The organism is Bacillus sp. FJAT-42315 (genome assembly GCF_002797375.1).
GTDB lineage: Bacteria > Bacillota > Bacilli > Bacillales > Domibacillaceae > Bacillus_CE.
Genome location: NZ_KZ454941.1, coordinates 826,811 through 849,899, shown reverse-complemented (window position 1 = coordinate 849,899; position 23,089 = coordinate 826,811). Strand labels below are relative to the sequence as shown.

The window sequence follows — 23,089 nt, the reverse complement described above, 5'->3', positions numbered from 1 at the left end:
AAAATGCCAGCAATTGCACGACGATCGTTAATAGAGTAAATAAACTCGTCACATTTTTCGCTCGGCTAATGACTAGGTTCGTCAGTTTCTCTGCTAATCCTGTCACTTGAAGAGCTCCTCCAAGAATGAAGGAGCCAATCATTAACCAAATGACATCAGAAGCTAATGATTCAAATAATAGCTCTTGCTTTGCCGTTCCGGTCACGACGAGAAATAACACTACTCCTAAAGCGACGTAAGCAGAATTGAGACTCGTTGTCGTCCATAAAATGATCGCACACCCGAAGCCAAACAAGCTCCACTTCGCTTCCATCGTCATCGAGGTGGCAAACAAAAGGGAAAGCTCTAATAAACTGATGAGCACGAGTGGAACAACCCAAGCCGGCCGCTGCTTTCGTGCTTCGACCGGTACTACCGCTTCCTGCTTCGCCGCTAATGCCGCCTTCAAGAAACTCGCCCCTTTTTCTTTAAACGAGCCGCTAACTGAAAGCCGACTAAAATCGTTCGCATCGCACTTTCGGTACAATCTTTCAACCATTTTTCCGCATTCATAAAAGCTTCTTCAAGTGTAGATGGCATGGGCAAAATACTTGTATATGCATCAATGCCATATTCATAATTAAGCCTAGCTCCTTTGCCGACCGTTCCGACTAACGCTACAACCGGCAATTGATGCTTTTTCGCTCGCTTAGCAACTTCAGCTGGAATTTTTCCGCGGGGCGTTTGGAAATCTATACTGCCTTCTGCGGTAAAGACGAGATCACTTTTTAACAGCATTTCATCCAGGTCAATATATTTCATAATGATGTCATAGCGAGGGTGCAACTTCGCCCCGATGAGCGCGTGCAATCCAGTACCGAGCCCGCCTGATGCGCCGCCTCCTGGCATCTCTCTAACATCGATGCCGAGATCACGCTCAATAACGTTTGCCAATTGTTCAAGCGCTGCTTCTAATTCCGCTACTTGCTCTGGCGTCGCTCCTTTTTGCGGACCAAATACCCGTGCCACGCCGTTTTCTCCGCATAATTGGTTGAACCAATTGCAAGCAACATCAATTTGTACGTGCTGAAGTCTTGAGTCCACTCCCGACAGATCAATTTTGGCTACTTTTAAAAGGGAAGTACCACCTTCAATATAGATTTCCTTTCCTTTTTTATCGAGAAACTTTACCCCTAGCGCCTGAGCCATCCCTGCTCCCCCATCGGATGTACCTGAATCACCACAGCCGAGTAAAATTCGCTGTACACCTTTATCTAACGCTGCTTTTATTAATTCGCCAACGCCATGTGTTGTTGTCTTTCTAGGGTCTCGCATATTTCGTGGAACTAGACGAAGTCCTGCGGCGGCTGCCATCTCGATCACTGCTGTTTTTTTCTTTTTACCAAACACTCCGAAGTGGGAAGACACCTTTTTCCCGACTGGACCCGTTACTTTCACTTTGAATAATTGACCATTCTTCATTTTAATAATTGTTTTTGTGAACCCTTCTCCACCATCCACCATCGGCAACGTTCGTACATTTGAACTCGGCATCACCCGCATAATTCCTTCCTTCATCGACTGAGCCGCCTGCTCCGCATCTAAACTCTCTTTAAAGCCCGAAGGCACAACTAAAATACGCATAATCTATATACTTCCTTTCCCTTATCTATTATTTGTTAGCTTTATACTAATGTTGGAAAAAGAGAATGGCATGATAACTAGATTAGAAATTGATGAGAAATATTGAGGAGTGTATGGGGGAAGGTTTTTACTCAGTGGCGGGGGCGATTTGCTGGATCACTGATCTCATTTGCGGAATCCAACTTGATTTTTGCTGAGTCACACGATATTTTTACTGAATCAACGACACTTTTTGCAGAATCCTACGCCGCTTATCAGGCCCTCCGCAAACCAATATATGATATAATTGGAAAAATATCTTTTTTTCATAAAAAGGAGCAGAGATCATGGAACCAGCGACAAAAAATTCAAAAAAAATAGGCGTCATATTACTTTTTTTTATCTTACTGATTACTTTGATTATCTATGGCATCCTACAACTCATCATTTTCTTTAACGATCGAGAACCAGTAACAAAGGATGGGGTCAATCTCCAACAAACGAAAAATATTCAAGAAGAAAAACCGAGTGAAGTGACGGTGGACTCAACCGAAGATGAAGTATTAGATGTGATGAACAAAATGACGCATCAATTTGTGATTGCGGATGATAAATGGGGAGCGGTCGAAATGACACCTGAACGCATTGACGAACTGACCAAAATTGTGTCGGCAAACGACTATCCTAATAAAGAAAAAATGCTTGTGATTTTAGAAAAATGGAAAAAGGGGAGCTTCGAAAAAGTAGATGAAGATCATAACACCATTTGGAATATCCAAGATGGAAATATCGGCAAAGCGAAAGGAATCATGAGTGAAAAAGAGCAAGAAGCGTTTAAAAAGAATAATTTTTTACAAGAAAACTAGACAGTTAAATTGAATCACCATTATTGCCCTTGGAGTTAAACTTTAAACACATCGAAATGTTCCTTACTTTTTTCTATCAAGCCATTGAATATATAATCATTTTGTTGCATAATTATAATTACTTTTTATGATGAACGATGACAGGAATGGTGAGGAGAATGATGATGAATATTTTTAATGCAAAGACCAATGATGTGCCAGCGATTTATCAGTTAATTCAAGGGTATGCGGAAAAAGGAATTGTGTTGCCGCGTTCGCTTCTATCTTTATATCAGCAAATTCAAAGCTTATACGTGATGAAAGAGGGCGATGACATTCTTGGAGTCGCTGGCTTGCATGTGTTAGGGCAGGATCTTGGAGAAGTGCGCTCGTTAGTTGTTTCTCCAGAACATGCGGGCAAAGGGATCGGTCGACAATTAGTGGATCATGTAGTTAACGAAGCAGCTAGATTAGAAGTGAAGCGTGTCATTTCGCTAACCTATGAAACTGAGTTTTTCACTAAGTGTGGATTTGAGCGAATTAACCGAGAGGAATTACCGGAAAAAACGTGGATCGATTGCATGAATTGTCCGAAGCTAGAGTGCTGTGATGAAGTGGCAATGATTAAGTATATTGCTTAACAACAAGTGCCGAGTGAGCTATGCTCACTCGGCACTTGTTGTTAATTCTCCTTCATTTGTCTCTTATAGCTTTTATATATAATGTAAAAAAGGACAAGTAAGCTGATGATCCCAACCTGCCATTGCCATGTTAATTGAAGCACTTGTTGCACAGAATACGCTTCAATGAATAAGGAAGGAATTTTTCCAATTGTACTCGCTATACTGAAAGAGAGCAGGCCCATTTGACTAAAAGCTGCCGAAAGCGTCACGGCACCAGAAGGAACAAAAGGAACCACTCTTAAGAACAGGACTAAAAAGATCGCTTCTACCCCTTCTGTCCGTTCTAGTTTTTTCAAAAATTTATTTTCTAATTTTATCTTCCATTTCTTTAAACCTTGACGATACAGAAGAAAACTGACGACAGCCCCTGCCGCTTCTCCAATGATCGATACGACTAATCCTCCTGTCAATCCAAACACCCCAATATTCACCGCTGTGATGAACGCACTGGGCAAAACACCGACAATAGCCACCACTATATTTAAACTGATGCTCACAACGATGGCGACGAGCGGGTGAGCAGGTAGCCATTGAATCCATTCGTTATCCATTCTTCAATTCCTTTCCTAACAAGATGCAAGACATTTCATTTTATCTTATAATATATAGGAAATAAAATCCTTGGGGGTGGTCAAATGGTAAATCAGTTCTATTTACCACAGTCTGGAGCGACTCATGCAAAGCCTGATAGGAACATGGCGATACTTTGCATGGGGCGGACGTTCGTTTAACTCACTATCGCCTATTTTATTTGGCTTTGCACCTTATTTCTTACTATTTAAATAAGGGGCTGACCAATATGAAATATGTAAAAGCAACTAATTTGTTACCAGAACAGTTAATTATTGAAATTCAAAAATATATTCAAGGGGAAACGATCTATATCCCTAAACAAAAAAAGTCTTACGAACCATGGGGGACACGTTCAGGAAGCAGAAAAACGCTCGATGACCGAAATGCCTCCATTCAACAAGCCTTTAAAAACGGCCAAACGATTGCACAACTAGCTGAAGATTATTTCCTCTCCGTGGAGACGATTAAGAAGATTGTGTATAAGAAATGATCCTGATACAAAGCATTCTTTCTTAATGGAAGACGCTTTTTTACACCAAGTTTGTTTCCTACTCATTTTCTCCCTTTCTAAAGGGCAACCAATGTTTTACACTTAAAGCGAAAGAGGAGTGATAAGAATGGAACCATTTATCCGAAGTGATCAATTTCATTTTATTAAGTCACAGGTACAGATTCTTACGAATGGCCATGCAAGCGTGTCTGATATAGATGTTCTTCAAGCGTTGAAATCTCTCGCGAAGGAAAAAATATTTGCTTTGTTTCCGAATATGACTGATGAACAGGAGCAAGTGCTTACTCCTATCCTTACGATTGAAGAAAAAGCCGAGGGTGAAGCGGTGTTAGCCCAATTAAAGCCTTATGTGATGCCTTTCCCAACAGTCACAGAACAAACATTGAAAAAGCTGTTTCCAAAAGCAAAGAAGCTAAAAACTTCTTTTTTAAAGGAAGTAAATTGGGAAGTGATTTCTTATTTAAGCTGGGAGGACCTTGGCTCGAATAAGAGATTTATTGTCACTCCATACAACAATAAACTGATGGGTATTCATGGAACATTTAACCCCATAACGAAAAAAAGCATTTGTGCACTTTGCCATCAATATGAAGAAGTGGGTATGTTTATGATAGAAGTAAAAGGACCTCAACAAGGAACTTTTGTTAAAAGAGGCAACTACATTTGCCAAGATCAACAAGCATGCAATGAAAATATTACTACACTAGATCAATTACACAACTTCATTGCGAGAAATAAGTAACAAAAAAAGAACCTCATCTGTGTAGAGGTTCTTTCTTTATGTCACTTTTTCTGTTTTAAGCGCTTCGATTGCTTCATTAATAAACAAAATGGCCTCGTTAATCTGTTTCGTTGATTCAGAGACGAGTTCAATGTGGTGATTGGCTTCTGGTATTTCGTTCACTGTTAATTGTAAAGAGTTTACGATATCGCTAAAAGAAGCGATGGCGCTCGAGCAAGAGGATTGATTAGTTTTTACAAGTGAATCGAGCTGTTGCATGACATTTTTCACTCGCTCCATGTCCACTGTCGCTTGATCAATTAATGAACCGACTGAGTCCGCCGAAGCTTTCGTCGCATCGGACAATTTCCTTACCTCTTGCGCTACAATCGAAAAGCCTTTTCCTGCTTCTCCAGCGCGAGCTGCTTCAATAGCCGCATTTAAAGATAATAAGTTCGTTTGATCAGCAATGCTAATGATCAACTGCATCGAACGGATCACCTCTTCAAAAGAGGAAGACAGTTTCTCAATTAATATATACGCATCTGAAGACGTCGTTCCCATTTCTGAGAAGTTCTCTGTCAGCTGTACCATCGTTCCTTGTCCACTTGATGCTAGTTGACATGTCTCTTCCATTTTTTCTTTAGTCGAGTGAATGTGAGTCTTTAACTGATTAGAATCCTGAGATAATTCATCGGCAACCTCCATTCCATCTGAAACGATTTGGCTTAAATTATTCGATACCTTCTCAATGGCATTCGTAATTTTCTGTTGAGCTTTCTCGTGTTCTTGTTCAATCGCTAATTGCGTTTCGCTCTCGTAAGCTTCTAACACGATCTGCTGTTCAAAGCTTAATAGCTTTGAAATAGAAGAAATACATTTATATTGCAAATGTTCATCATCTATCTTTTCACTTATTTTTTGAATCAATCCATTCTGTAACTGTTGAAACGCACACAGGTACCACTTCGGTTTTAAACCAATGCGATAATGTGCTTTCGCTATATTTAATCGTTTATGAATAAATGCCTCATCAATCGTCCCGTCAAACAACTCCATAATATACTGATGAATCACTTTTTTCAGCTTTTCAATCGTCGTATGACTTTGCATAATTTCCTCTAATTCAGAGCTTTTCATCACGACTTGATAAAAACGGTCAATTACATCATCTAATTGATCGATTAAAAGCGACTTGAGCATTTTTACCCGCTGTAAATCCTCTTCTTTTAATCGAACCATCTCTAGCTGAAGCTTCATCTCCGGATCAGCCAGTTGAATGGAGACTTTCTCCTCACTATACGAATATGTTTCTGTTGCAATCTTGCTTTTTCTCTTTAAAAAAAGCATAAGTCTGTTCCGCCTCTCAAGAATGGGATCTAATAAACACAAAGTAATATGTTAATTCTCCTATTTATTAGAATGAGAAGTCAATAAATAGCTATTATATTTACATAAAGTTTACAATTTTATAATAAAAAAGAAAGGATATCGATCATCAGAATGATCGATATCCTTTCTTTTTTACTAATATTTATCTCAATGCCTCTAAAAGCAAATCAACGATATGGACAGCACGAACTTTTTCGCTTAGTCCTTCACGCTCGATCCCTAGTTTCATTTGCAATAGGCAACCTGGATTGGCTGTGACAATCGTGTGAGCAGCCGTAGCTTTCGCCTTTTCCATTTTATGATCGAGAATCTGCATAGACATCTCGGATTCGACAATGTTGTAAATCCCTGCTGAACCACAACAACGATCTGATTCTTCCATTTCTCTAAATTCTGCGCCTTCAATAGCGGCTAATAAAGCTCGAGGAGCAGTGAACGTCCGCATCACATTGCGCAAATGACAGGAATCTTGATAGGTGATGATTTGCGGGTTGTTCATTTTCAATAATACTTTTTTATGAAAATCCAACTCGTATAAAATTTGCGTAATGTCCTTAATTTTGGCAACAAAAGCTTTTGCCCGCTCTGCCCACTGTGGGTCATCTTTCAGTAAGTGATCGTAGTCAATTAAGAAAGCCCCGCAACCACCAGCATTGGTAATAATATAGTCGGCTTGGCAGGTTTCAAAGGCGGCAATGTTCCTTCTAGCTAGTTCTTTTGCGCCTTCTTTTTCTCCGCTATGTCCATGAAGAGCTCCACAGCAAGCTTGTGTTTTTGGAACGGTAATGTTACAGCCTGCTTTTTGCAACAACTTCATCGTCGCATTATTCGTTTCCAAGAACATTGTGTCCATTAAACAGCCGGAGAAAAAGGCAACTGTTGCGACTACTTTTTTTCCTTCAGCTGGTAAATTCATCGGACGATTTTTCATATCCTTTTTCTTCGGCACTTGTGGTAACACTCGTTCCATCGTACGTAAGTTTTCAGGGAAGAGATTCATAAAGCCTGCTTTTCTTACAACCTTTTGTAGACCGCTTCGCTGATAGAAGCCTAGTAAACTAGTGACAGTCACCATTCTCTCCTGATGTGGAAACAGTCCTTTGAAGACAACATTACGCAACGCTTGAACAGGTGCGGAATGCTTTTTATTTTGGTTAATAATGTCGCGAGCTTCCTCTAATAAATGACCGTATTTAACGCCCGATGGACAGACTGGTTCACAGGCGCGGCAACCGAGGCAAAGCTCTAGTGAACGTTCCACGTCTTCATCCGGTTCAATTAGGCCATCGACCACAGCTTTCATTAAAGCGATACGGCCACGTGGAGAGTGGCTTTCCTTATACCCGGATTCAATATAGGTGGGGCAAGACGGCAAGCAAAAACCGCAACGCATGCAGTTCAGCAATTCATCTTCATTCATTCGTGACTGAAACTCTACTTGAATTTGCTGTTGTTCTTTCAAGGTTGTCATTTCGTCACCACCACTCTTTTGCGGCTTTCTTTCGCGAATACTTTCCCTGGGTTCATAATATTATGGGGATCAAATGCCTGCTTTAACGCTTTCATCGCGTGAATTCCTTCTGCTCCGAGCTTCCATTCCAAATAAGGAGCTTTCATCACACCAACCCCATGCTCACCAGTAATCGTGCCACCCAACTCAATCGCTTTGGCAAAAATTTCAGCAAAGGCTTCTTCCACTCGCTCCATTTCTTCATGATCACGAGCATCCGTTAAGCAAGTCGGGTGAAGATTCCCATCACCCGCATGACCAAATGTACAAATATTTACGTTATGCTTCACAGCGATCTCATTAATCGCTTTCACCATCGCCGCAATTTCCGAACGCGGAACCGTCGCATCTTCTAAAATCGTCGTCGGCTTTAAACGAGCTAAAGCGGAAAGAGCGGAGCGGCGAGCGGTACGAAGCGCATCAGCCTCTGTTTCTGTTTCCGCTACTTCAACCGACACTGCCCCTTCTGCTCGGCAAATATCCGCCATCTTTTTCATATCGCGAGCGACAACTTCTTCCGGACCATCTTGTTCGATTAATAAAACTGCTTGTACATCGGTCGGTAAGCCAATTTGGGCGAAATCCTCTACCACTTTTAACGTCGGTTGATCTAGAAACTCAAGCGTCGTTGGAATGATTTTATTAGCAATAATGGAAGAAACAGAACGCGCGGCCACTTCAAGGTCTTGATATAAAGCGAGCATCGTCTTTTTCGTTTCCGGCATCGGGATTAACTTCAACGTCGCCTCAGTAATCACACCAAGCGTCCCTTCTGATCCGACGAACAAACGAGTTAAGTCATAACCGGCGACATCTTTCGCTAGCTTTCCTCCTGTGCGGATCATGTCTCCGTTCGGTAAAACAATTTCAAGTGCTAACACATAATCACGTGTCACGCCATATTTTAATCCACGAAGACCGCCAGAGTTCTCATTAATATTTCCGGCAATCGTCGAGATTTTCATCGAGCTCGGATCAGGCGGGTAAAATAAGCCTTGCTTCTCTGCAGCACGAATCATATCTAATGTAACGACACCTGGCTGCACCGTCACGGTTAAATTTTCTTCGTCAATTTCAATGATTTGATTCATATGCTTAAAAAGTAGAACAATGCCTCCTTCTGTTGGGCAAGTACCAGCGCAAAGGTTCGTACCGGAACCTCTAGGAACGATTGGAATACGATGCTCATGGCACACTTTAACAATGTCAGATACTTCTTTCGTATTTCTTGGTGCCACAACGGCATCGGGCATCGATTGAAAGTTCGGTGTTGCATCATATGAATAAACAAGGCGACCTGCTTTCGAATCATCTACATTGTCTGAACCGACAATCGCCACTAACTTTTCCTTTACTTGTTGAGAAAACATAACAATTGGCTCCCTTCACCACATTTTCTTCAGTATAAGGTAGCTTTATGAACAAACACTATGGAGGAACATATAAAAAAAGCAGGTGAGCGACCTGCTTTTTTTATCGAAACATACAATTTTAAGGACTTCATATAAGTGATCCAACTAGACTTGCAATTTTTGTCGGGATCTCGCACGTGCTTACTATTTATGCACAAACGAGCTCATGCGTTAAACAGTCGCCAAGCTAAATACAACTGGAGCTGATCTTCTAACACTTTCGGATTCAGTCCTGTCGTCTCTTCTATTTTCTTCAAGCGGTAATGGAGCGTATTAATATGAACCGGGATTGATTCCGAGGCTTGCTTATAAGAAAAATTATGGGTGAAAAGGGCAGAAAGGGTCTCCATTAATTCTTGATCGTCCATAATTGGCGCAATCGTTCGCTCCATATAAGTCGCTTTCGTGCTCGATTGGAGATCACTTAAAATTAACTCAAGCGTCAGCTCCCTTTCTAATACGATCGTCGTAGCAAGCTTTGCTACATGTAATGCTCGTTCCGCTTGTTGAAAGGATGTTTTTAATTCTGTTGCTGGCTGCTGAGAACCGACACCGATGGCAACACGGCGAGCGAGCTGTTTTTCAAGTAGCGCCTTCCATTTCTCGAATTGATCCATCGTCTTTTCTTCGTCCAGCAAGATCATAAGTTGATCTTGCCCCCAGCGAAGGATGATCGTCTTTGATTGCTGTTTTACTACTTCCGAGAAATGACGCAAAATCGGCTTCAATAGGAGTGTATTCGGATAATAGATAAGAACGACTTGCCGCCTAACCGTTAGATCGATGTCTAATACATTCGCTTTATTGAGAAATAAATCATCCCATTCTCTTTGCTCCATCCACTGTAATACAAACGCTTCTAGTGATCGCGTATGCCAGTCCTCTTCCTCATGATAATGATTTTCTTGAATAAACAGTTCGGTCATTTTTCTTAACAGCTCTCCGTATTGCGATACTTTTTCAGGAGAACCGGTAATCCCAATCACACCGGCGACTTCCCCGCGAAACATAATCGGTAAGTTCACGCCCATCTTCACGCCTGTCCATCGCTGTTCATCTTCTTCTGTAACAATCCTCTTTTTTCTCGTTTCACTCACAAGTGCGGCCCCTTCATGAAAACGACCAATTCGCGAACGATCAGTACTCGCAATAATGCGCCCATCTGTATCAACGACAATAATATCTTCATCGAGCAGCTTCCGAACTTCATAAATAATTTGCTGAGCTAACTTCGGCTGAATCATTTCTTACACCACACTTTATTCATCAATCACTTATTTTTGATCCACTCCCTTGATAATATCCCCATTTCCCATTGATTCCAATACGTATTACCTATTTTTCTACATTCGCGCATCAAGCCCTCTCTTCTGAATCCGATACGTTCATAGCAAGCAATAGCTGACTGGTTAAAGTCAAATACACCTAGATTTACTCGGTGCAGCTGCATCTCCTCAAAGAGGATCGTTAAGGCTTGTTGGATCATTTGTGTGCCAATTCCTTTCCCTCTCATGCTCGAATCGCCAATCAATACTTTTCCAATTCTAGCCGATTGATTGACAGGATCGACTTTGAAAGAAAGGTGGCCAATCACCTGTTGTTGTTCTTTATGTACGACGCTATAACTATAAACATTCGCATCTTTCTCACAGCTCATTCGCCAATATTCCTCTAACTGCTCCTCCGTTAAAGGAAAACGAAATTGTGACCCACTCCACTGCATTAAAAACTCCGGCGTCATCACCCAATTGATTAACAAAGGAATATCCTCTCTAGCAAAAGGCTTAAGCACGATCATCTCTTCGACAAATTTCGGGGAGTGACAGGCACCTACTAAGTCATCAAGCAGTTCTTTTTCCCATCGTTTCAGCTTTTGCCATTGGTCTTCTTTTGTTCTCAGCTTTCCTTCATTAGATCTTACTGGTTGCTGTGTTTCATTTTTCATCGTAACACCCTCCAATTTATTGTAAAAAAATACTTTTCTAATTTTTCAGAAAACCAAATTTTTAGTTATTCCAGTAATAACCTCAAACATTACGCACGACTCTTCTTCTATCATTTTACCACCGGCCAACCAGACAAAAAAAGAAAAGCCTGCACATTCACTATGTACAGGCTTTTCGCTACAAAAATCAAGCATATTCTTTCGACAAAACTCGGGGAGTAACAGGCACCTGCTCACTCGTATCTCAACGCATCGATTGGCTTCATTTTGGCAGCTTTCATCGATGGGATTAAACCGAAGATGATGCCGACTGCCATGGAGAAGATAACAGATCCCACAATGGCAGGGATCGGAGCGGCGAATGGTAGGTTGGCAAAGTAAGAGATTGCTTTTGCTCCTCCTAAACCAACTAACACGCCGATGATTCCGCCAATGCTTGTGAGTACGGCAGATTCGGTTAAAAATTGCCATAGAATCACAGAGCGCTTCGCTCCGAGTGCTTTTTTAATGCCGATTTCTCTCGTTCGTTCGGTGACGGAAACGAGCATAATGTTCATGACGCCAATACCGCCAACGAGTAAGGAAATACTAGCAATACCGCCTAGTAATAACGTAAAGGCTTGGTTAAACTCATTGATATCTTTCATAATTTGATCCAAGTTAGGAATGCTGTACATCCAAGTAGACGTCGGTGGTAAATGACTGTTCAAGGAATCCGCCACCGATTGCCCTGCCGCTTCTAACTGATCGGAGTGATATGCTTGGACGAGCACTTGGGGAATATCGTTAAAGCTACCTAAATGCGGCCATGCCGATTTTGGCACATACACTTTCCCCATCTCCATGTCCATCATAAACATATTGTTCTCTTCGCTTTTTTCATCGGCATATACACCGACAATTCGAAATGGTACTTGGTTAATCTCAATCACTTGATTAAGCGCGTTCCCTTCTGGGAAGAGCGCATCTTTCGTCGTTTTATTAATCATCACGACTTGACTGCCCTTTTCATGCTCAATCGGCGCAATCTTTCTTCCTTCAAGGATTTTGATTGGAAAAATCGAAAAATACTTATCATCAATCGCATATAGCTCAGAATCAGAATAATTATTTAAATAAAAGGCTTGTGTATAATTTTGATAAAAAACGGCAATCGACTTCACTAAGTCAGGTACCATCGCTTCTTCTAGCTGTTCATCCGTGATCGCCGGAATGACATCTGGCGGAGGTTCTTCACTTCCACCCATCATCATCATATCTCCCCCCATCGCCATCGCTTCAGGCGACTGAAACATAATGGCAATCGAGTTATTTCCGGTTCCGACGATGCTCGACTTTAAACTTTCTTTTTGCCCTTCGATCATTGCGACAATCGCAATGATCGAAGCAATACCGATAATGACCCCTAACATCGTTAAAATCGAACGCATTTTATGAGCAAAAATGGATTGAAAGGATAGCTTCAAATTATCTAGCATAGCCTTCTCTCCTTTCATCCTTAATGATCGCCCCATCACGAAGCAAAATTTTCCGATGAGCAAATTCGGCAATCTCATCTTCATGGGTGATCAACACAACGGTAACTCCTTCTCGGTTCAGCTCAGTAAACAAGTTCATCACTTGCTCACTCGAAACCGAATCAAGCGCCCCCGTCGGCTCATCCGCTAAAATAAACTTTGGCTTATTAATGAGCGCGCGCGCAATCGCAACCCGCTGCTTTTGTCCCCCTGATAGCTGCGTCGGCTTAAAATTGACGCGATCCGCCAAGCCGACTTTCGTTAACGCCTCAATCGCAAGCTCCTGTCTTTCTTTTTTATTCACCTTCGCATATACGAGCGGTAATTGAACGTTATCTACAGCAGACAATCTTGGAAGCAAGTTAAAGTTTTGAAAGACGAAACCGATATATTCGTTGCGAATTTTGGACAGTTCATTTTCTTTACGCGATAGCACGCTGTTACCATCGAGCGTATATTCTCCTGACGTTGGTGTATCTAAGCAGCCTAAAATATTCATGATCGTTGATTTCCCTGAACCAGACGGCCCCATAATCGATACATATTCGCCTTCTTCTATAGAAAGATTGATATCGTGAAGGATCGGAACTTCTTCCTTCCCAATCCAATATGATTTATTGATGTTCTTCAAGTGAATCATCAATAGTTACCTTCTTTCCTTCTTTTACTGTGTCATCTGGATACACAATGTAATCTTCTTTCTTTAATCCACTCTCGATGATCGTCATCATCATATCTGGTAGTTCCTCACCCAGTTTGACTTCTTGCTTCTTCAACTTCTCATCAACGACCGTCCAAACAAATGCTTTATCGCCATCCATCACAATCATATCTGATGGAATCATGACTTCTTCAGGTGCCTCTTCTGCTCCTTTTAATTCAATAAATACATGGTAACCGAACTCTAGCCCTTCATGCTCTGTCAGTTGCACTTGGAACGGATAGTTCGATGCTTGCGGGTTCATCATCATATCCCCCATGCCCATATCCATGCCCATGTCTTCTCCATTTTCTTCGGTTGGTAATTTACCAATTTCGATAATTTTCCCTGGCCATTTTAGTGCTGGATCTTTTCGGCTAACGACGTTCACTTCTTGACCCACTTGAAGCTCATCTTTAATTAATTCATTCACAGTTCCTTTTACAAAATAAGCATCGGTATTATAAATTTGCATAAATGAACCTGGAGCTTGCTGTTGGTCCATTTGATAGTTCGCAGCCGCTGACTGTTTTTGCTCTTCATCGACTTTTTGAACGATACCATTTACTTTTGCTTTAACAATATTATCATTCACTTTTTTCTTCATTTCTTGATACTCTAAATTCGCTTTTTCCACTTCAAATTGAGAGATCTTTAAATCAGCCTGCGCTTGTGTCACTTGCTGTCTTAATGCCGTTTTCTCTTCTCCAGCGGCATTTTTGATTTGCTTTTCTGTTTGCCAAATTTCATCTTTCTTCTGTCTTACACTGCTATTGGCAATTTCAAGCTCGATCCCTTTTTGCTTTAATTCCATTTCTCCTTCCTTATTTTCATAAGAAAAAAGCTGGGCACCTGCTTTAACAACGTCTCCTTCTTTCACAAATACCTCTTTAATCGTTCCACGTTGAGGGTCAATAAAGATTTTCTCTGTTTCCTTCGGCTCAACTACTCCAGCAAATAAACTTCCAGAGCCAGCCTCCATTCCCCCCATCATATCACTCACTTTCATCGGGAAAATTCCGCCTTCTCCTTCTGAACTATTGAACTTAGACTTTGTAAATATGTAACCCCCAGCCACTAACCCTAGTATGACGACTACCGCAATCGCGATAATCCACTTTTTCTTTTTACTCATCTACTATTCTCCTCTTTACTTTGAAAATGATTCTATTTTTCTACTACTTTTACACAAATTGTATCACCATCTTTTTCCACCAAAAAATACTACTTCGACATAATCTTAGCAAACACTTCTATTTATTACAAATAATTTAAAACCATGTCCGCTTTATTACAAACTCATACCACTTCATTCACATAGAAAACCCACATAAACCATAATTGGTAATATGTGGGTAATTCATTGATTCGACAATTATCGAGGAGTGACAGGCACCACCACTTCTATATGTTCGTGCAATTCGCCTTTTTCGACGTGAACTTTCACACTTTTTCTCTTCCTTCGAACACCCTGCTCCAACAAACAAGGCACATAGTAAAAGAACAATCAGCTTTTTCATTCAAATCCTCTTTCCCATCAAATTTCTGCGTTTTGATATGCTAGCGCCTGGAGCTGAACAACGAAAAGCGGAAGACGCTGTTCAGCGGCGTATAGACTGAAACGAAACACAAAAAGCCAGGCCCCATCACCAAGAGGCCTAGCCTTTGTTAGTTGTCAGACGAGAACATATATCGCCGTTCATTGTAGGTGATCGAGAAGATCAATCCCATGGCAAACATGACCCCCATAAGAGAACTTCCTCCGTAGCTAATGAACGGTAGCGGAATTCCCGTGATCGGTAAGAGTCCAACAGTCATTCCGATATTTTGAAAGACGTGGAAGGTGATCATCGCAATGACACCTGCACACATGTACGAATAATAAGGGATTCTCGTATTTAGTGACAGTTTCGTCAGGTGATAGACTAACAAAAAGAATAAGCTAACGACGACACTAGCCCCGATAAAGCCAAACTCTTCCCCAATGATACTGAAGATAAAATCTGTGTGACTTTCTGGAAGATACACTTCGCGCGTACCAAAACCTTTTCCTGCCGTTTGACCAGAGCCGATCGCAAGGAGCGACCTCGTCAAATGGAACCCTGTGGAGCTTTCATAGCTGTATGGATCAAGCCAAGAGTAAATGCGGCCAAACTGATACTGCTTTACTCCAAGATATTTCTCCAAAACCATAGGGTGATAGAGTACGAGATAAAAGATACTGACAATGAAAACAGTCGCTGATCCAAAAAGCGGAACTAATATTCTCCAAGTGATACCCGAAACAAAGATCATTCCTAAAAGGATCGCAATAAATACAAGCGAAGTTCCAAGATCCTCCTTGATCACAAGTAAAAGCGGAGCCAGAGTAACAATTCCTAATTTAATCAATAACATAAAATCTGATTGTATCGTCTTCACAGGGTTATTTTGATGATGAGTAACCATAACCCTTGAAAGCGTTAATATTAAAAACGTTTTGACAAACTCAGATGGTTGAATGGACAAAGGACCTAATCTAAACCAAGCTTTTGCTCCGTTAATTCGTGGTGCAATCTCCGCTGGTGCAAAGATCAAGGCTACGAGCAAAAGCAAGCCAAAACCATACAAGTACCAGGACATCGCTGACAATTGATCGGAGTCAAACCGAATGACAGCAAATATAATTATCATTCCAATAATATAATAAATCATTTGTCTCAAGACAAAGTTAGTTCCATATTGGCCAGTTGTCTGCGCACTGTAAATAGCGGCAACACTCACAACAAACATCATTAATATAATTAAGATTAAGCCGAAATCGATCCGGCTAGAATTTTGATTTGGAGAAGTCATCGAACGATTCCTCTTTCTAATAAAATTACGCCTACTACATTATAACCTTATTGCGTAATTTAACAACAGTCAAACGTCCGACAAAAGACTCCTCTATTCAACCGATATAGCTCTAAGTCTTGATCTATCAGTCTTCATCGTACTTATCCAAAAAATGTGAACAATAAACTAGCAGTGATCACTCCAACCATAATTCCCCACACTGGTCAGCATTTTAACAAAAGCTTTACATAATTGAAATCTTTTATTTGTTCCGACGTACAGATCACGCTACAATAGCAGATGATAGACATTTGAGGAGGAGTTACCATGGAGTTAGTTAAAAGTGTCGAGCAATTCCAACAATTAATTTCCCAGGAAAAGTCCGTTATTATGAAATTTACTGCTGGCTGGTGCCCGGATTGCCGCCGCATGGATATGTTCATTGATGATATTATCGCTGAATATAACCAATATGACTGGTATGAAGTCAATCGAGATGAATTCCCAGAACTAGCCGAAAAATACGACGTCATGGGGATTCCAAGTTTGTTGATTTACCAAAACGGTGAAAAAACAGCGCATCTTCATAGCGCACATGCTAAATCACCTGAGCAAGTCATCGAATTTCTACAAAGCGTATAAGCGGTGGGGGCAGACATCTAATCTGCCCCACTTAGCCTTTACCTTTACTGAGCCTTCATTTTTACTTTTCGTTCCGCTACTCTTTCTTCTGTTTTTTTCACTTGCAACCATTCGCTCACAAGAATGCCAAATGATCCACCCGCCGCATAGAAAATTGCCGCCAGTTCACTAAAGAAAAAGAACACCACGATCGTGCTCAATACATAAAGAGGCCATGCATACCAAAGAGACATAAATAGATGATCTTCTTTTTTTCCATGCCGAGGAACCCCTTGATAAAGAACTAGCCGATAAATAGCGATAATATAAAGAAAAAAACACCCTCCACCGATGAACGCTACGCCCATCAACGTCCAGCTGACATAAAAAACGGCGAGAAATACTGTAAACAAACAAGCCATTATGACACACATAATATATGGGTTGTAAACGAATTCGCTAAGCCTCATCATGCCACATCCCTTTTTTCTAAAATGTATGCTAGGAATCACAAGAAAAGACTGTTTGAATGAGGAGTATTACACAAATAGTATTTTTTCTAAAAAATCAGAAAACAATCCTTGAGACCCATAAAATGGACCTGTTTACTGTATGAAATTTCATAGCGCAATCGACTAAAGTACGGTAAACTGATATAAAAAATAGAGGAAGATTGGGCTATACGAGGAGTGGGGAAATGAAATTTTTCAAATCAAAAGTTACTAATGACTATATTGATAAATCTAATTTTGCAACATCAACTGTTAAGTTATCAGTAAAACCAAGGTCGGAGCTATCTGAACAAATAAAAATGATTGACTTAACAGAGAGTGATTTAAGAGCGATCAAGTTCCTTCAACCACAAGTTGAAAAACATCTAGCATCAGTTATTGATTCTTTTTACGCGAAACTAGTGCAACAAACTAACTTAATGGAGATCATCAAAGAAAACAGTAGCGTAGAGCGCCTAAAAAAAACGTTACGAAGACATCTTCAAGAGCTTTTTAATGGAGAAATCGATGAGGCCTTTTTACAGAAACGGATCAATATCGCTCATATGCATGTCAAAATAGGCCTAAAAACAAAATGGTATCTATCCGCCTTTCAAGATTTACAAAATTCATTTTTCACTCTTATTAGTGATATGAATATTTCTAAGGAAGACCAAATGGAGCTCGTTCGTGCGGTTTCAAAACTGTTGAGCTTAGAGCAGCAGCTTGTGATCGAAGCTTATGAAATTGAATTTGAGCGTATTCAATCGCTAGAGAACGAGCGTAAAGATGCGCTAACGAACAAAGTTCATACCGTTTCACAAGAATTAGCAGCTATTTCTCAAGAAACCTCCGCCTCTTTAAAAGAACTTAGTTCACAAGCCGATTCTATTTTGCAGTTAGCGAAAGAAGGAATGTCAATGGCTGATGAATCAGCCAGCCATTCCGTAGAAGGGCAAAATCAGCTGAAAGAACAAGGACAAAAGCTATCTGAAATTCAAAAAGCAGTTACAGACATCCAAACATTCTCAACTGAATTAAACCAAATCGCTTCAAGCATTACCGAAGTGATTACGATCGTAGGGAATATTGCTGGGCAAACAAACTTGCTAGCACTGAATGCCTCGATTGAAGCAGCACGCGCCGGAGAATACGGAAAAGGCTTTGCAGTGGTGGCCGAAGAAATTCGTAAATTATCTGATCAAACGAAAACATCAACTTCAAGTGTATCCGACCATATTTTAAAAACGAATGCGCTAATCGGGCAAGTAAGTCAATCAGTAGAAACGGTCAACAGCCTTGTCCATAAGGGCATTCAAAGCATGGCCCAGACAGATAACGATTTCAATCAATTGCTCGAATTAATTAGCGGCACAAAGGAGCAAAACCGTTATATCGAAAACCAGCTTCAACAATTGTCTAGCATTATTACAGAAATTGAACATGCTTCAAAAGAAGTCGCACACTCTGCCGTCAAATTAAATGATTCCACAGAGCAGTACCTACAGTCTAAGTAAACATAAAAAGAGGATGTTCCTATGAAAGGGACGTCCTCTTTTTATGTTTTTTCTTATTCAGTTATAATTCGACCCACTGATGAGCCCATTTCTCGATTTCTTTCACGCTCGCCTCAAGTGCTTGTCCCTTCTCTGTTAACTCATATTCCACACGAACGGGAACCTCAGGGTAAACTTGGCGTGTCACTAACCCCTCTTCTTCCATTTCTTTCAATCGATCCGTTAATAATTTCCCGCTAATAGGGAAACCTGATTTTATCTCTGAAAACCGTTGAGGTCCCATCAACAACTGATTAATAATCAATCCTGTCCAACGCTTCCCCATCATCTGCATGGCCTTTTCAAACTTCGGACAAAGCTGAATGTCTTTCATTTCTTTCACCTCTTTATATTATAATTATACCCCTTTTTTCTTGAAAAAGATACCTTTACACTTTTTATAATAAAGTTACTTGACTTTATTTTTTTATAATTTTATACTAAGTTACGAAAGGTAACAAAATTAATTATTTAAAAAATACAACTAACAGAAAAGAGGAAAAAATCATGACCAATTTTTATTCAGCTGTAGAAACAAGACGTTCGATTTATGCTATTAGTAAAGAGCAAACAGTGTCAGACGAAAGAATACAAGAAGTTGTTGAATTTGCCGTTAAGCATGCGCCTACCGCTTTCAACTCACAAAGCGGCCGTACGATCGTCCTTCTCGGTCAACAACATGACGAGCTTTGGGACTTGACAAAAGATACGTTAAGAGAAATAGTTCCTGCTAACCAATTCGGGCCAACAGAAGAGAAAATGGAGATGTTCAAAGCTGGTTATGGTACCATTCTTTTCTTTGAAGATGAAGCAGTGGTCAAAGGGCTGCAAGAGAGCTTCCCAACTTATGCTGACAACTTCCCACTTTGGTCGATGCAATCTTCAGGTATGCTTCAATACATCGTTTGGACAGCGTTAGAACAAGAAGGTTTCGGTGCGACACTTCAGCATTACAATCCACTCATCGACGAAAAAGTTCGCGCAAAATGGAACGTGCCTGGAAACTGGAAGCTAATGTCTCAAATGCCATTCGGAAAACCAGTAGCTCCTGCTGGCGACAAAGAATTCCAACCAATGAACGAACGTGTAAAAGTATTTAAATAAGGTAACCGTGCGGCTAGTTCCTATTGTGGAACTAGCCGCTTTTGTCGATATTGTGGGGCTTTCTTCGACCTTAGTGACGATTTCTTTGACCTTAGATTGCTTTCTTCGACCTTAGCAACGTTTTCTTTGACCTTGGATTGCTTTCTTCGACCTTAGCAACGTTTTCTTTGACTTTAGCAATATTTTCTTCATCCAAAAAAGGAGCTGTCTAATAAGTCCCTAAAATAAAAGAGGTGGAGAAAAACGAGTCGTTTTTCTCCACCTCTTTTTGTTGGTTTCCGATACTTCTCTGAAAGTAGCTGGCGGATGCCGGCTACTTTCAGGAGGTTGTGGGCTAAAGCCACAATCCCGAATTCCGCGTGTACCTTGTCGATCCCCCGCAAGGAAAATCTGCGGAACGACCGATTGCCCTTGACGTGACCGAACGCACTTTCGACTTCGACTTTTCGTCGAGCATAGATCGTGGCGTTCTCCTCACATTCAAGGGCTGTTTTGGCCTTGGCTTTCATTTCTTCGAAAATCGTATTCCAATGGACTTGACGATTACCTTTCGCTTTTGTGCATCGCTCCTTCAACGGGCAACTGGAACAGTCTTCACATTCGTACACTTTATAGCTTTGTACGTAACCTGATCGGTTTTTCTTGTCCATGTATTTCAAGAATTTCACTCGACGACCGTTTGGGCAAATAAATTGATCGTCTTGTTCCTCATAGGTCCAGTTTTTGGCGTTTCGGATGTCCTTTTTATAGCTTCGTTCCTGTTCTTTCATATAAGTCGCATACGGAATCAAATAGTTAAAGCGCGGCTCTTTTTCTCCCCCAATCGCATACACATAATTTTCCTCACTTCCATACCCCGCATCGGCGACCACCGTTTGGGGCATCGGTAAATTCGTGGAAGCCAATTTCTCCAAGTGGGGAATGAAACAGCGTGTATCCGTTGGTCGTTGATGAATCGTATAGAATAAGATGAATTGATGTTCTGTCGCCATTTGCACATTATATCCAGGTTTCAACTGACCATTTTTCATGTGATCTTCTTTCATACGCATAAACGTCGCATCCGGGTCGGTTTTCGAATAACTATTTCGATCACCAAATGTGGCGTTTTGTTCCTTGTATTTGGCGAGTCGAGGCAAGAAATCTATGCGAATCAGCTTCATCGGTTTCCTTAAGGCGCTACGTTGCTTTCGCTTTTCTTTCCGTATTTGAACATCCGGTTCTTGGTCGATTTCTTCTGTTAGTTGATGGACTTCCTTCTCTAGTTGATTCGCTAGGTTTTCTAACTGTTCAGGCGTCGCTTCTTGAGGGATATCTGATTCCGATTTGGTCACTTCTTCAATGTGTTGAAGCGTCTGGTCGATCTTTTCTTTGAGTTTTTCTTCAAAACGTGTGGTGGATTTTTTCCATACAAAGGAGTATTTATTGGCGTTGGCTTCGATTTTCGTGCCATCCAAGAAATAGTTTTCCATCGTGATATACTTGTCCTCGATTAACTTCAGAATCATCGTTTCAAACAATTCGTCCATCATCGCTTTCATACGTTGTCCTCGAAATTCATTAATCGTGCGGAAATCGGGTTGTTGCATCGCAGCTAACCACATCGTCGGAAGGTTTTCTTTTGTCAGCTTTTCAATGCCACGGCACGAGTAGACTTTTTGGGAATACCCATACAAAATCACTTTCAACATCATTTTCGGATGGTACGAGCTTCGACCGCCACCTGAATAATAGGCAAATAATTGCTCATCGGGGATCGCCTCGATCATTTCATCAATCACCCGTGCGATATGATGTTCAGGAATCCAAGTTTCAATGTCTAGGATTGCTTGGCTTTGAGAGGGATCATACGGTTTAAATGTGGGAGAAAACGTTCGCTTAGAAACGGAAGTTTCTTCTTTTACCTCTAGAGGAAGGCTCATTTGCGTGCTATAATGGGCAGTAGTAATCTTTGGATTGCTCATAAAAAATCGCTCCTTTTTGAGATGTTGTGTGGTAACTTCATTTTACTATAAAGGGCGATTTTTTTGTGCGATTTTTTCCATAAATGAAGAAGGGCTGTCACAGAAAGTCAGTTTTCACTGACTTTCTGGACAGCCCCTTACGCACGATCTATTTATTTTCCATTTAAAGCCGCTTCGTCAACGATGATAGTTACATTGGGGTGTTGATGCAGGCAGGAAGCTGGAAATGCCTCAGTCACTTCCCCTAATAACAAGTTAGAGATCGCTTCTACTTTTGCCGCGCCTGATGCTAGCAACACAATTTCCTTCGCACTCATAATCGTTTGAATCCCCATCGTAATCGCTTGAGTCGGCACTTCTTCTAAACTGTTAAAAAAGCGAGCATTCGCTTCTCTCGTTGATTCATCCAATTCAATGATATGTGTAAGTGAATCAAACGGTGTGCCAGGTTCATTGAAGCCAATATGTCCATTGCCGCCGATACCTAGCACCTGTACATCCACACCACCTGCTTCATGAATCAGCGCCTCATACGCTGTACATTCATCCGATAAATCCTCTTTTTCTCCACTCGGTAAATGAATATTTTCAACTAGTACATCAATGTGGTCAAATAAATGCTTCTTCATAAAAGCGTAATAGCTATTGTGATCCGTTTTAGGCAAACCGATATATTCATCCAGATTAAAAGTTGTCACTTGTTTATAAGTCGTTCCATTTACTTGATGGTCTTCAATTAAGTTTTTGTATAGTCCTTCGGGCGTGCTTCCAGTCGCTAAGCCTAGAACAAGCTTTGGATTTTTTTTCACTTGAGCAATGATGATCTCTGCAGCTGTTTGACTCATTTCCTGATAATCTTTTACCTTAATAATCTTCACTTTGCTTTTCCCCTTCTACCTACGACCGTTCAATGATCGACCGACATTTTATCATTTTCTTTCATTTTCCAGTTTACAAAAAGAATAGCATGTATTTTATTTGGTTGTCTATACCATTTAAAGGGGAACTGTGACTATTTTTCTTCATTCTTCATCTAATAATTTCAATAGATGCTCATTGAAATCCGTCTGGGCGTTTTTAAGAACTGCAAAAAACTTTTGATCGACTCCTTCTACACACAAAAAA

The 23,089-nt window shown here is 40.8% G+C and carries 23 protein-coding genes and 2 pseudogenes; 8 read left to right on the top strand and 17 right to left on the bottom strand.

Going from position 1 to position 23,089, the window contains the following annotated elements:
- Together CEF22_RS18800 and CEF22_RS03910 are read right to left on the bottom strand one after the other, a co-directional pair.
- Nucleotides 1-313, bottom strand: a 313-nt coding sequence (locus CEF22_RS18800; RefSeq protein WP_269799393.1) for an SLC13 family permease, incomplete at its 3' end; no start/stop codon positions are given.
- A 131-nt stretch (nt 314-444) separates the two neighbouring features.
- Nucleotides 445-1,623, bottom strand: a complete 1,179-nt coding sequence (locus CEF22_RS03910) for a glycerate kinase family protein (RefSeq protein WP_100401846.1) — start codon at nt 1,621-1,623, stop codon at nt 445-447.
- Nucleotides 1,624-1,949: 326 nt separating this feature from the next.
- Here CEF22_RS03910 and CEF22_RS03905 point away from each other — a divergent pair, with 326 nt between their 5' ends.
- Both CEF22_RS03905 and CEF22_RS03900 read left to right on the top strand, forming a co-directional pair.
- Nucleotides 1,950-2,468 carry a DUF6241 domain-containing protein gene (locus CEF22_RS03905; protein ID WP_100401845.1) on the top strand — a complete coding sequence of 173 codons (519 nt, stop codon included), beginning with the start codon at nt 1,950-1,952 and terminating at the stop codon, nt 2,466-2,468.
- A 164-nt stretch (nt 2,469-2,632) separates the two neighbouring features.
- Nucleotides 2,633-3,088: an N-acetyltransferase gene (locus CEF22_RS03900; RefSeq protein ID WP_100401844.1), complete on the top strand. Its 456-nt coding sequence runs from the start codon at nt 2,633-2,635 to the stop codon at nt 3,086-3,088.
- 41 nt (nt 3,089-3,129) lie between these two features.
- Here the strand turns inward: CEF22_RS03900 and CEF22_RS03895 are convergent, their stop codons facing one another.
- Nucleotides 3,130-3,681: a TVP38/TMEM64 family protein gene (locus CEF22_RS03895; RefSeq protein WP_100401843.1), complete on the bottom strand. Its 552-nt coding sequence runs from the start codon at nt 3,679-3,681 to the stop codon at nt 3,130-3,132.
- 248 nt (nt 3,682-3,929) lie between these two features.
- On the opposite strand from CEF22_RS03895, the gene CEF22_RS03890 reads away from it, so the two are divergent.
- Nucleotides 3,930-4,193, top strand: coding sequence for a CD3324 family protein (locus CEF22_RS03890; protein ID WP_100401842.1), 264 nt, complete (start codon nt 3,930-3,932; stop codon nt 4,191-4,193).
- 127 nt (nt 4,194-4,320) lie between these two features.
- Nucleotides 4,321-4,956, top strand: a complete 636-nt coding sequence (locus tag CEF22_RS03885) for a FusB/FusC family EF-G-binding protein (RefSeq protein ID WP_095478519.1) — start codon at nt 4,321-4,323, stop codon at nt 4,954-4,956.
- Nucleotides 4,957-4,992: 36 nt separating this feature from the next.
- Here the strand turns inward: CEF22_RS03885 and CEF22_RS19070 are convergent, their stop codons facing one another.
- The 10 genes and pseudogenes from CEF22_RS19070 to CEF22_RS03840 form a co-directional block, all read right to left on the bottom strand.
- Nucleotides 4,993-5,499 (bottom strand): methyl-accepting chemotaxis protein, encoded by a 507-nt coding sequence (locus CEF22_RS19070; RefSeq protein ID WP_442857391.1) that lies wholly within the window; start codon nt 5,497-5,499, stop codon nt 4,993-4,995.
- Between the two features lie 255 nt (nt 5,500-5,754).
- A pseudogene (locus CEF22_RS19065) lies at nt 5,755-6,195 on the bottom strand (protoglobin domain-containing protein); the annotation flags it as partial.
- 274 nt (nt 6,196-6,469) lie between these two features.
- On the bottom strand, nt 6,470-7,798 hold the full coding sequence (locus tag CEF22_RS03875) for a (Fe-S)-binding protein (RefSeq protein WP_100401840.1): 1,329 nt from the start codon (nt 7,796-7,798) through the stop codon (nt 6,470-6,472).
- On the bottom strand, nt 7,795-9,207 hold the full coding sequence (gene glcD / locus CEF22_RS03870; protein WP_100401839.1) for a glycolate oxidase subunit GlcD: 1,413 nt from the start codon (nt 9,205-9,207) through the stop codon (nt 7,795-7,797). The genes CEF22_RS03875 and glcD overlap by 4 nt, the downstream gene beginning before the upstream one ends.
- A gap of 206 nt (nt 9,208-9,413) precedes the next feature.
- Nucleotides 9,414-10,493 carry a CdaR family transcriptional regulator gene (locus CEF22_RS03865; RefSeq protein WP_100401838.1) on the bottom strand — a complete coding sequence of 360 codons (1,080 nt, stop codon included), beginning with the start codon at nt 10,491-10,493 and terminating at the stop codon, nt 9,414-9,416.
- A 26-nt stretch (nt 10,494-10,519) separates the two neighbouring features.
- Nucleotides 10,520-11,047 (bottom strand): GNAT family N-acetyltransferase, encoded by a 528-nt coding sequence (locus CEF22_RS03860; protein ID WP_100403896.1) that lies wholly within the window; start codon nt 11,045-11,047, stop codon nt 10,520-10,522.
- Between the two features lie 380 nt (nt 11,048-11,427).
- Nucleotides 11,428-12,672, bottom strand: coding sequence for an ABC transporter permease (locus CEF22_RS03855; protein ID WP_100401837.1), 1,245 nt, complete (start codon nt 12,670-12,672; stop codon nt 11,428-11,430).
- Nucleotides 12,662-13,351 (bottom strand): ABC transporter ATP-binding protein, encoded by a 690-nt coding sequence (locus tag CEF22_RS03850; protein ID WP_095478526.1) that lies wholly within the window; start codon nt 13,349-13,351, stop codon nt 12,662-12,664. The genes CEF22_RS03855 and CEF22_RS03850 overlap by 11 nt, the downstream gene beginning before the upstream one ends.
- The gene (locus CEF22_RS03845) at nt 13,326-14,546 is read right to left on the bottom strand and encodes an efflux RND transporter periplasmic adaptor subunit (RefSeq protein WP_100401836.1); all 1,221 of its coding nucleotides are present in this window, start codon (nt 14,544-14,546) and stop codon (nt 13,326-13,328) included. Before CEF22_RS03845 ends, CEF22_RS03850 begins: the two co-directional genes overlap by 26 nt.
- 533 nt (nt 14,547-15,079) lie before the next feature.
- Complete coding sequence (locus CEF22_RS03840) at nt 15,080-16,246, bottom strand: FtsW/RodA/SpoVE family cell cycle protein (protein WP_100401835.1); 1,167 nt, start codon at nt 16,244-16,246, stop codon at nt 15,080-15,082.
- A 309-nt stretch (nt 16,247-16,555) separates the two neighbouring features.
- On the opposite strand from CEF22_RS03840, the gene CEF22_RS03835 reads away from it, so the two are divergent.
- Nucleotides 16,556-16,870, top strand: coding sequence for a thioredoxin family protein (locus CEF22_RS03835; RefSeq protein WP_095478529.1), 315 nt, complete (start codon nt 16,556-16,558; stop codon nt 16,868-16,870).
- A 44-nt stretch (nt 16,871-16,914) separates the two neighbouring features.
- Here the strand turns inward: CEF22_RS03835 and CEF22_RS03830 are convergent, their stop codons facing one another.
- Nucleotides 16,915-17,322, bottom strand: a complete 408-nt coding sequence (locus CEF22_RS03830; protein ID WP_100401834.1) for a hypothetical protein — start codon at nt 17,320-17,322, stop codon at nt 16,915-16,917.
- Nucleotides 17,323-17,546: 224 nt separating this feature from the next.
- Here CEF22_RS03830 and CEF22_RS19060 point away from each other — a divergent pair.
- Both CEF22_RS19060 and CEF22_RS19055 read left to right on the top strand, forming a co-directional pair.
- A pseudogene (locus tag CEF22_RS19060) lies at nt 17,547-18,083 on the top strand (protoglobin domain-containing protein); the annotation flags it as partial.
- Nucleotides 18,084-18,254: 171 nt separating this feature from the next.
- Nucleotides 18,255-18,857 carry a methyl-accepting chemotaxis protein gene (locus tag CEF22_RS19055; protein ID WP_442857390.1) on the top strand — a complete coding sequence of 201 codons (603 nt, stop codon included), beginning with the start codon at nt 18,255-18,257 and terminating at the stop codon, nt 18,855-18,857.
- A gap of 61 nt (nt 18,858-18,918) precedes the next feature.
- Here the strand turns inward: CEF22_RS19055 and CEF22_RS03820 are convergent, their stop codons facing one another.
- Nucleotides 18,919-19,230 carry a winged helix-turn-helix transcriptional regulator gene (locus tag CEF22_RS03820; RefSeq protein ID WP_100401832.1) on the bottom strand — a complete coding sequence of 104 codons (312 nt, stop codon included), beginning with the start codon at nt 19,228-19,230 and terminating at the stop codon, nt 18,919-18,921.
- 173 nt (nt 19,231-19,403) lie between these two features.
- On the opposite strand from CEF22_RS03820, the gene CEF22_RS03815 reads away from it, so the two are divergent.
- Nucleotides 19,404-20,000, top strand: coding sequence for a nitroreductase family protein (locus CEF22_RS03815; RefSeq protein WP_100401831.1), 597 nt, complete (start codon nt 19,404-19,406; stop codon nt 19,998-20,000).
- A gap of 188 nt (nt 20,001-20,188) precedes the next feature.
- Here the strand turns inward: CEF22_RS03815 and CEF22_RS03810 are convergent, their stop codons facing one another.
- Together CEF22_RS03810 and nagB are read right to left on the bottom strand one after the other, a co-directional pair.
- Nucleotides 20,189-21,922: an IS1182 family transposase gene (locus tag CEF22_RS03810; RefSeq protein WP_442857389.1), complete on the bottom strand. Its 1,734-nt coding sequence runs from the start codon at nt 21,920-21,922 to the stop codon at nt 20,189-20,191.
- Nucleotides 21,923-22,116: 194 nt separating this feature from the next.
- Nucleotides 22,117-22,842 (bottom strand): glucosamine-6-phosphate deaminase, encoded by a 726-nt coding sequence (gene nagB / locus CEF22_RS03805; RefSeq protein WP_100401830.1) that lies wholly within the window; start codon nt 22,840-22,842, stop codon nt 22,117-22,119.
- Nucleotides 22,843-23,089: the final 247 nt, after the last annotated feature.